This window comes from Streptomyces apricus (assembly GCF_008369065.1).
GTDB lineage: Bacteria > Actinomycetota > Actinomycetes > Streptomycetales > Streptomycetaceae > Streptomyces > Streptomyces apricus.
In genome coordinates this window covers 65,835-74,661 of record NZ_VDFC01000008.1, presented here as the reverse complement: position 1 = coordinate 74,661, position 8,827 = coordinate 65,835, and the positions used below count along the sequence as shown (strand labels likewise).

The window sequence follows — 8,827 nt, the reverse complement described above, 5'->3', positions numbered from 1 at the left end:
CTTCCCCCACCCACCGCCGAAGCCCTGCGCCGCGACCCGCTGCCGCTGCGCGGACGCACCGCCCTGGTCACCGGGGCCAGCCGGCGCGACGGCATCGGGTACGCCGTGGCCCGGCGCCTGGCCGCGTACGGCGCGAGCATCCACCTGCACCACCACGTGCCGCACGACGCGGCGATGCCGTGGGGCGCGGACGACCCCGAGGAGGTCGCCGCCGGGGTGCGGGAAGCGCTCGGCGACCCCGGCGCCCGGGTCGTCCACGGACCGGCCGACCTCTCCGCCCCCGCCGCCCCGGCCGACCTGGTCGCCCGCGCGGCGGACGCGCTCGGCGGGCGGATCGACATCCTCGTCGCCAACCACGCCCTCAGCGGCTCGGACGGCCCGCTGGACGAACTGGACGCGGCGGCGCTCGACGCGCACTGGGCCGTGGACACCCGGTCGGTGATCCTGCTCGTCCAGGCGTACGCCCGGCTGCGTGCCGCGCTGCCGCCGCGCACACCGGGCGGACGCGTGCTGATGATGACCTCCGGCCAGGACATCGCGGGCGGCATGCCCGGCGAGATCGCGTACGCCCTGCAGAAGGGCGCCCTCGCCTCGGTCACCCGCTCGCTCGCGACCACGCTGGCCGAGCACGCCGTCACCGTGAACACGGTCAACCCCGGTCCGGTCGACACCGGTTACCTGACGGGGGAGGCGCACCGGGCGGTCGCCTCGATGTTCCCGGCCGGACGCTGGGGCACGCCGGACGACCCGGCCCGGCTCCTCGCCTGGCTCGCGACGGACGAGGCCGAGTGGATCACCGGGCAGGTCATCCACTCGGAGGGCGGCTTCAGGCGCTGACGGGCGCCGGGGCGGCCGGGCCCCGCAGGATGCAGACTCCGCGGGGGTCCGGCCGCCGGATGCCGTCCGTCAGAGGCGGGACAGTTCGTCCACCAGGTCGTCCAGGCCCAGCGAACCCTGGGACAGCGCCGCCATGTGCCACGCCTTCGCGTCGAAGGCGTCGCCGTGCCGCTTGCGCGCGTTCTCACGGCCCAGCAGCCAGGCGCGCTCGCCGAGCTTGTAGCCGATGGCCTGGCCGGGGATGGAGAGGTAGCGGGTCAGCTCGCTCTCCACGAAGTCCGCGGGACGGCTGCTGTGCGCACCGAAGAACTCCTGGGCCAGGTCCGGCGTCCAGCGCTCACCCGGGTGGAACGGCGACTCGGCCGGGATCTCCAGCTCCAGGTGCATGCCGATGTCGACGATGACGCGGGCCGCGCGCATCATCTGCGCGTCCAGGTAGCCGAGCCGCTCCTCGGCGTCCTTGAGGTAGCCGAGCTCGTCCATCAGCCGCTCCGCGTACAGCGCCCACCCCTCGGCGTTGGCGCTGACCCCGCCGACAGTCGCCTGGTAGCGCGAGAGGTCCTCGGCGACGTGGACCCACTGGGCCAGCTGCAGGTGGTGGCCGGGGACGCCCTCGTGGTACCAGGTCGACACCAGGTCGTACACCGGGAAGCGGGTCTGCCCCATCGTCGGCAGCCACGTACGGCCGGGACGGGAGAAGTCCTCGGAGGGGGCCGAGTAGTACGGGGCCGCGGCGCCGCCCGGCGGGGCGATGCGGGACTCCACCTTCTTGACCCGCTCGGCGAGTTCGAAGTGGGTGCCGTCCAGCTCCTCGATCGCCCGGTCCATCAGGCCCTGCAGCCAGTCGCGGACCTCGTCGACGCCCTCGATGTGCCGGCCGTGCTCGTCCAGGTGGGCGAGCGCCGCCCACGGGGTCGCCGCACCGGGCAGGACCTTCTCGGCCTCCTCCTTCATCTCGGCCAGCAGCCGGTGGTACTCGGCCCAGCCGTACGCGTACGCCTCGTCCAGGTCGAGGTCCGTACCGTTGAAGTAGCGCGACCAGCGCGCGTACCGCTCGCGGCCCACCGTGTCCGGCGCGCCCTCGATCGCGGGCGCGTACACGTCGCGCATCCAGTCGCGCAGCGCGACGACGGCCGCGGTCGCCGCCCGGGCGGCCTCGTCGAGTTCCGCGCGCAGGCTCTCGGGGCCCGCCGAGGCGAAGTCCTCGAACCAGCCGCGGCCCGAACCGTCCGTGTCCGACCACTCCGTGAGCTGTCCGACGAAGGTCGCGGTGGGACGCGGGCCCGCGTACAGCTTGCGCTCCAGACCGAGGGCGAGGGACTCGCGGTAACCGTCCAGGGCCGCCGGCACCGCGCGCAGCCGCTCGGCGATCGCGGCCCAGTCCTCGTCCGTGTCCGCCGGCGTCACGGTGAACACCTCGCGCACCGCGTGCGCGGCGGTGTGCATGTTGCCGACGGCACGCAGGCCCTCCTCGGCGTCGTGCACGGCGAGTTCGGCGGTGAGGCGCTCGCGCAGCAGGCGCGCGCAGCGGCGCTCGACGTCACTGTCCGCCCCCGGCCGGAGCTCCGCCTCGTAGAGCCGGACCAGCGTCGCCCTCGCGAGCCGCGCGCGTGCCTCCTGACCGGCGGGCGAGGTGTCGGGCAGCCTGCTGGAACTCTCCTTCACGCCGAGGTACGTACCGGTGACCGGGTCGAGGGCGACGAGTTCGTCGACGTAGGCGTCGGCGACCTCACGGGGCAGCGGGTTCTTCGTCTGTGACATGACGCCATCCTCATATGCGGACGGGCGCCACGTCAGCCCGGTTTTCCAGGCACTTCGCCGTGTCGGCCCGATATCGCACCCGGTGCCGCCGGGGGTACGGCGCCCTGCGGGCCGGGCGGCAGCAGCGGTCCGCAGTCCCACTGCTGGAAGATCAGCCGGGTCTCGACGCGGGCCACCTCGCGGTGGGCGGTGAACCCGTCGAGGACCAGCCGCTGCAGGTCCGTCATGTCCGCGACCGCGACGTGCACCAGGTAGTCGTCGGGCCCGGTGAGGTGGAAGACGGTGCGCGACTCCGGCAGCGCCCTGATGCGTTCCACGAAGGGCCCCACCAGCTCCCGCCGGTGCGGCCGCACCTGGACGGACAGCAGCGCCTCCAGGCCCCGGCCCAGCTTGGCCGGATCGAGCCGCAGCTGATGACCGAGGATGACGCCGGAGCGGCGCAGCCGGGTGACCCGGTCCAGACAGGTCGACGGGGCGACGCCGATCTGCGCGGCGAGGTCCCGGTACGTGGTCCGGGCATCGTTCTGCAGCAGGCGCAGGAGGTGGAGGTCCACCGGGTCCAGTGCGACGGAATCGGGCATCGGCCGAACGTAGCACGGGGTTCACCCCCGTGGACCCGCCCGGTGTTCAGGCTGCCGCCCATGGACTTCGACGGAGTGGACGGGGGCACGGACATGCGTACGAGGACGGGTACGGACCTGGGGACGGGTGCGGGTACGGGGACGGGGACGGACCTCGGCGCGGGCGCGGGGGGCGGTGCGCGGCGCCGGAGCCTGGACACCGAGGCCGTGCACGCCGGGCGGGACGACCTCGCGCGGCAGGGCCTGCACGCCCCGCCGATCGACCTCTCGACCACCTACCCCTCGTACGACAGCCGCGCCGAGGCGGCCCGCATCGACGCGTTCGCCACCGACGGGGCCGAACCGGACGGGCCGCCGGTCTACGGCCGGCTCGGCAACCCCACCGTCGCCCGGTTCGAGACCGCCCTCGCGCGGCTGGAGGGCACGCAGAGCGCGGTCGCCTTCGCGAGCGGGATGGCCGCCCTGAGCGCGGTCCTCCTCGTACGCGGCGCCATGGGGCTGCGCCACGTCGTGGCCGTACGCCCCCTGTACGGCTGCAGCGACCACCTGCTGACCGCCGGACTGCTCGGCTCCGAGGTGACGTGGGTCGACCCCGCGGGGATCGCGGACGCCCTGCGGCCGGACACCGGCCTGGTCCTGGTCGAATCGCCGGCCAACCCGACGCTCGCCGAACTCGACCTGCGGGCCATCGCCCACTCCTGCGGGAGCGTTCCACTGCTCGCCGACAACACCTTCGCCACCCCGGTGCTGCAGCGGCCCGCCGAACAGGGGGCGCGGCTCGTGCTGCACAGCGCCACCAAGTACCTGGGCGGGCACGGGGACGTGATGGCCGGGGTCGTGGCCTGCGACGAGGAGTTCGCCGGGCGGCTGCGGCAGGTCCGGTTCGCCACCGGAGGCGTCCTGCACCCGCTCGCCGGCTATCTGCTGCTGCGCGGCCTGTCGACGCTGCCGGTACGGGTGCGCGCGGCCTCCGCGACCGCCGCGGAACTGGTCCGGCGGCTGTCCGCCGACCCGCGGGTCGCCCGGGTCCACTACCCGCGGCTCGGCGGCGCCATGATCGCCTTCGAGGTGCACGGCGACCCGCACGAGGTGATCGCCGGGGTCCGGCTGGTCACCCCGGCGGTGAGCCTGGGCAGCGTCGACACGCTGATCCAGCACCCCGCCTCGATCAGCCACCGCATCGTGGACGCGGGGGACCGGCGCGGGAGCGGGGTCGGCGACCGGCTCCTGCGCCTGTCGGTGGGGCTGGAGGACGTGGAGGACCTGTGGCAGGACCTGGACGCCGCGCTGGGAGCGCGGCGCCCGCGGTGAGGCACTGAGGGGCCAGGTGGCTGAGCAGCCGGGGAGCCGTTCGGTCAGTCCCGGACGGAGTGTTCGGGGGTGGGTGCGGGCTCGTGTCCGGGCTCGTGCCCGTCCTGCGCGTGCGGCACCCCGGCGTGCGACGGAGCCGCCGTCAGCCGGGCCGTGATCACGAGGGTGCCCTCCTCGATCTGGTAGTCCAGCGGGAGGCCGAGACCGCGCATCGCGGCGACCATGCCGGTGTTCGACGCCTGCGTGACGGCGTACACGCTCTCGCAGCCCGCCTCCACGGCCATCGCGACCAGGCGGCCGAGCAGCTCGCCGCCGATGCCGCGCCGCTGCCACTCGTCCTCCACCAGCAGCGCGATCTCCGTCTCGTCACCGTCCCACAGGAGGTGCCCGAGTCCGACGACGCGCCCCGACGCGGTCCGCACGGCGAGCGTGCGGCCGAAGTGCGGGCTGAGCAGGTGCTTGAGGTACTTGTCCGCGTCGCCGACGGGTCCGTGGTAGCGCATGCCGAGCGTGCGCGGCGAGCACCGCTCGTGCATGGCCTTCGCGGCATCGATGTCACCGGCGTCGGCGCGGCGCACGGTGATGTCCTCGCCCTGCGGCAGCGTCAGTGCGTCCTGGCCGTGCGGCACACGCGGTCCGAGCCGGGCGTCCAGCTCGACCAGCGCCCGGGCTCGCGCGAACTCGGTGGGCGTGAACGGCAGATAGGGCCGCTCCACTGTGATCACTCCGCCTTCCGGTGCGCGCAGCCGCATCACCGTCTCCTCCAGCGCCCCCTCGACGGGCGCACCCTCCTCCGCCCCCGTCCCGCGCACCGAGGTGGCGGGCAGCGAACGGATCGTGCAGCGCCCCAGCAACTGGCGCAGTGCCAAGGGTAGTTCAGCCGCGTCCAGCGCGGTGCGCGTGGCGAGACCCAGCACGCGGGTGGGCGCGTCCACCAGGTCGTGCGCGTCGGCCCGCTCGATCCAGGTGCCGGAGCCGCCCGACAGCGCCACCGCGCGCGTCACCTCGGCTGCCGCCACCGGTGCGGGGGCGCGCAGCAGGAACTCGTCCACGGTGCCCTCGGCCAGCGGGTGCGTCTGCAGGCTCAGGATGTCGACCCGCAGCCCCGCCAGCGCCGCGCACAGCGCGGCCAGCGAACCCGGTTCGTCCCGCACGGTGGTGCGCATCCGCCACAGCACGCTCTCCCCGGCCGCCCYCTCGGGWGTGGGCGGCCGGGCGCCGGTATCTCCGCCGCCGTCGGCCGGCGGGGCGTGACCGTGGCGTCGTGACCACCATGTGTGGAAGCCGGCCGTGGCGATCAGTGCGACCGCCGAGATCGCGAGCAGGGCCGGGCCGTCGGGGCCGTGCCCGACGAGGTTCGCCACGGCGTCGGCGACCGCCACCGCCGTGAAGAGCGCGGCCAGTTCGACGAGGTCCCGGCGCCAGTGGTGGACCGGCCGGCCGTTCTTCGCGCGTGTCACATCAGACATGTCAGGAGTCATACAGTCACTGTGGAGTACGGGTGTTGCGCGACCGCGAACGCATTGTGACTGATGGGTTAAGTGCCCGTCTGTCTTTTTTGTTGCGCTTTTTACGAGTTCCCGGCGTGGCCTGACATGGCCCGACGCGGCCCGGCATACCGCGCGCCCGTGACCACGCCCGCGACCGCGCCCGGGTCAGGCGGCCACCCCCTGTTCCAGCGCGGTCCGCAGCCGCCTGGCCTGTGTCACCAGCCGGGACGAACCACGCCGCTCCGCCGCCTGCGCGAGGTGCGCCAGGTCGTCGCGCGCACCGGTCCGTTCGGCGCACTCGGCGGCGACGGCCAGCAGCTCGCCGAGTCCCCGGGCGGGCGGGGCCGCACCGTCCGGCGCGAGGCCCGCGAGCACCACCGGCAGCGCGGCCCGGAGTATCGACCACACGGTGGCGTACGCGCCGGTCGTCGCCGCGATGTGCACCGAGTCGGCGAGCCGCAGGGGCTTCAGCGCCCCGCGCCGCACCAGCTGCCCCAGGTCGTTGCCGAGCGCCTCGGCGTCCAGCTGCCCGCGCGCGGCGAGGACCAGCAGGGCGTCCACCGCGCTGAGCCGGTCCTGCTGGTGGCGCGCGCCCAGCCCGTACGCCACGCACAGGTGCACGGCCTCGCCGGCCTCGCCCGCCGCCTCGGCGAGCAGCGGCAGCGCCGTCACGACGTCCCGGACCTCCTCCACCGAGGCGGTGGAGATCTCGCGGAGCAGGCGCGCGGCCACCAGCTCCGGCCGCCCGGGCAGCACGGCCAGCCAGTGCTCCCGGCCGAACCGGTCCCAGTAGTGCGGGCAGTACCGGCGCGCCTCGAAGACGCCCAGGGGGCTGCCCAGCCGGCGGAACGCGGGCGGCAGGTGCTCCGGCAGCCCTTCGATCTCCCCGTGCTCGATCAGGATGCGCACCCCCGAGGTGCGCCGTCCGGTCGTCGGGGTCGCAGGGCCCGTGCCGGTGAGCCACCGGGCCAGCCGCTCCCCCTCGGTGGTGCCGAGCGCCGCCGCCCGCGCGGCGGCCGCGCCGAGCGCCGCCGGGTCCTCGCGGCGCACCCGGAGCAGGGCCTGGGTGAAGTCGGCGGCGCCGGGCCGGGCACCGAGCCGCCGGTAGGCGTCCAGGCGCTCCACCAGCTCGTCCGGCTCCAGGAACCCGGACGACCAGGTGGGCGTGGCCAGCAGGAACGGCGGCGGGTCGGTCCGGACGCGGTGGGCCGCCTCCCACAGGCGTGCGTCGAGGACGGCGGACAGGGCGCTGTGCACGCAGGGGTCGGGGACCGGGCCGTGCTGGTGGGCCCAGTGGAGGGTGTCCGTCCGCACGCGGTCCAGCAGGGTCGCGAGGACGACCTCCAGGCCGTGCGGCGCGTTGCGGAAGTACGCGTCCGCCGAGTGGTCGTGACGCCCGGGGTCCGTCCACCAGAGCCGTGCGGTGACCGGTGCCAGGGCCTCGACCAGCTCCGCCCTGTTCCGGTACGCGTGCCGCACCAGACCGTCCAGGGCGCGCTCGAACGCCGGCATGTCCCGTCCGTCGGACGACGCCAGCAGGGCCCCGACCTCCTCGGCCAGCTCGACCGCCGAGTCCGGCGCCGCCGCCAGAGGCGTGGGCTCCGGCGCGGGCGGCAGCAGCTCCAGGMGCGGCAGCGGGGCGAGGCCGGCCGCGTCCACGCCCAGGGCCGCACCGCCACGCGCCCGCAGCCCGGCGCTCAACTGCGGCACCGCCTCCGCCACTTCGTCCCGCGCCCGCGGGTCCAGCCCCTCGGCGTACCGCTCCACCAGTTTCAGTGCGCGCTCCTGCACGTCCGTGTCGTCGTGGCCGAAGGCCTGGGCCACGGTGGGCAGCAGCTCGCCCGCGCTCGACGGATCGCGGCGCAGCGCCTTCCCCAGGAGCACGAGCTGGGCGCGCACCAGCTTCTTCTCCGTGCGGAACAGCACGACGGCGGACATCTCCGCGAGGTCGCGGGGGGCGAGGCCGCCGCTCAGCGCCAGCGCGGCCAGCACCGACTGGGCGTGCGAGGCCACCGTGGAGACCGGGTGGGAGGCGAGCGCCAGCCAGTCCGCGACGCGCTCCCGCTCCTCGTCCCGGCCGGGCGCGAGCGCCGTCAGCAGCCGCAGGAACACCCGGCAGTCGGCCGCCGCGCTGCCGCGCAGCAGCCGGGCGACGCAGGCGTCGAGCATGGTCGCGCGGTCCAGGAGGCCCTCCCCGGTGAGCTGCGCGAGAGCTGCGACGAAGGCGTCGGGACCGTCGCCGAAGAGCCAGTCCAGGCGATTACCGATCTCCGGGAGCTCGAAGAGGGCCGGGACGAGCCGCGGCGTGTACGGATCCTGGCGCAGCCGCTGCACCACGGTGTCGCCGCGCTGCCACAGGCTGCGGGTCTGCTCGACCCAGCCGATCACGTAGGTCTCCGTCGTGGGCACCGCGCAGCCCGACAGCCGCACCAGCCCGGCCATCAGCTCGTAGGGCACCTGCGCGGTCTCCGGACGGTCCGCCAGCCGCTGCGCGAGATTGCCCAGCCAGTCCCGCTCCCGGTCGCCCAGCACGTGCAGCAGCACCGCGGGCGAGGCCTGGGACCAGCGCATGTCGGCCGCGCCGAGCCAGGCGGCGGCTCCGGCCGCTCCGGTGTGGCAGGCCGCCCCGGCCGCGTGCAGCGCGGGATACGCCTTGCGGGAGGGGGAGTTCCAGGGCGCGGTCCGCAGCTCCTTGCGCAGCTCCTTCAGCGCCGGCAGGCAACCGCGCCGCTCCGCGTCCGTCATCCCGTCCAGCAGGCCCACGGCCTCGCCGGTCCGCCCCGCCCGCACGGCCTCCACCAGCAACTCGCCCACCGGTACCGCCCCCTTCGCCGCCCTGCACATCGC

Annotated in this window: 6 protein-coding genes; 2 read left to right on the top strand and 4 right to left on the bottom strand. The window is 75.2% G+C overall.

The annotated features are described in order from the left end of the window. A partial coding sequence (locus FGF04_RS03340; RefSeq protein WP_235882164.1) for an SDR family oxidoreductase occupies nt 1-837 on the top strand: 837 nt, incomplete at its 5' end. A gap of 69 nt (nt 838-906) precedes the next feature. Here the strand turns inward: FGF04_RS03340 and FGF04_RS03335 are convergent. Together FGF04_RS03335 and FGF04_RS03330 are read right to left on the bottom strand one after the other, a co-directional pair. Beyond that, nucleotides 907-2,598: a DUF885 domain-containing protein gene (locus FGF04_RS03335; protein WP_149509683.1), complete on the bottom strand. Its 1,692-nt coding sequence runs from the start codon at nt 2,596-2,598 to the stop codon at nt 907-909. A 32-nt stretch (nt 2,599-2,630) separates the two neighbouring features. Next, nucleotides 2,631-3,179 (bottom strand): Lrp/AsnC family transcriptional regulator, encoded by a 549-nt coding sequence (locus FGF04_RS03330; RefSeq protein WP_235882163.1) that lies wholly within the window; start codon nt 3,177-3,179, stop codon nt 2,631-2,633. 60 nt (nt 3,180-3,239) lie between these two features. Between FGF04_RS03330 and FGF04_RS03325 the strand changes: the two genes are divergently transcribed. After that, nucleotides 3,240-4,490 carry a trans-sulfuration enzyme family protein gene (locus FGF04_RS03325; protein ID WP_235882162.1) on the top strand — a complete coding sequence of 417 codons (1,251 nt, stop codon included), beginning with the start codon at nt 3,240-3,242 and terminating at the stop codon, nt 4,488-4,490. Between the two features lie 44 nt (nt 4,491-4,534). Here FGF04_RS03325 and FGF04_RS03320 read toward each other — a convergent pair whose 3' ends face one another. Continuing rightward, nucleotides 4,535-5,959 carry a GNAT family N-acetyltransferase gene (locus tag FGF04_RS03320; protein ID WP_235882161.1) on the bottom strand — a complete coding sequence of 475 codons (1,425 nt, stop codon included), beginning with the start codon at nt 5,957-5,959 and terminating at the stop codon, nt 4,535-4,537. A 186-nt stretch (nt 5,960-6,145) separates the two neighbouring features. Continuing rightward, a complete protein-coding gene (locus FGF04_RS03315) occupies nt 6,146-8,824 on the bottom strand; it encodes a DUF7824 domain-containing protein (protein WP_149509681.1) in 2,679 nt (892 codons plus the stop codon). Nucleotides 8,825-8,827 lie beyond the last annotated feature (3 nt).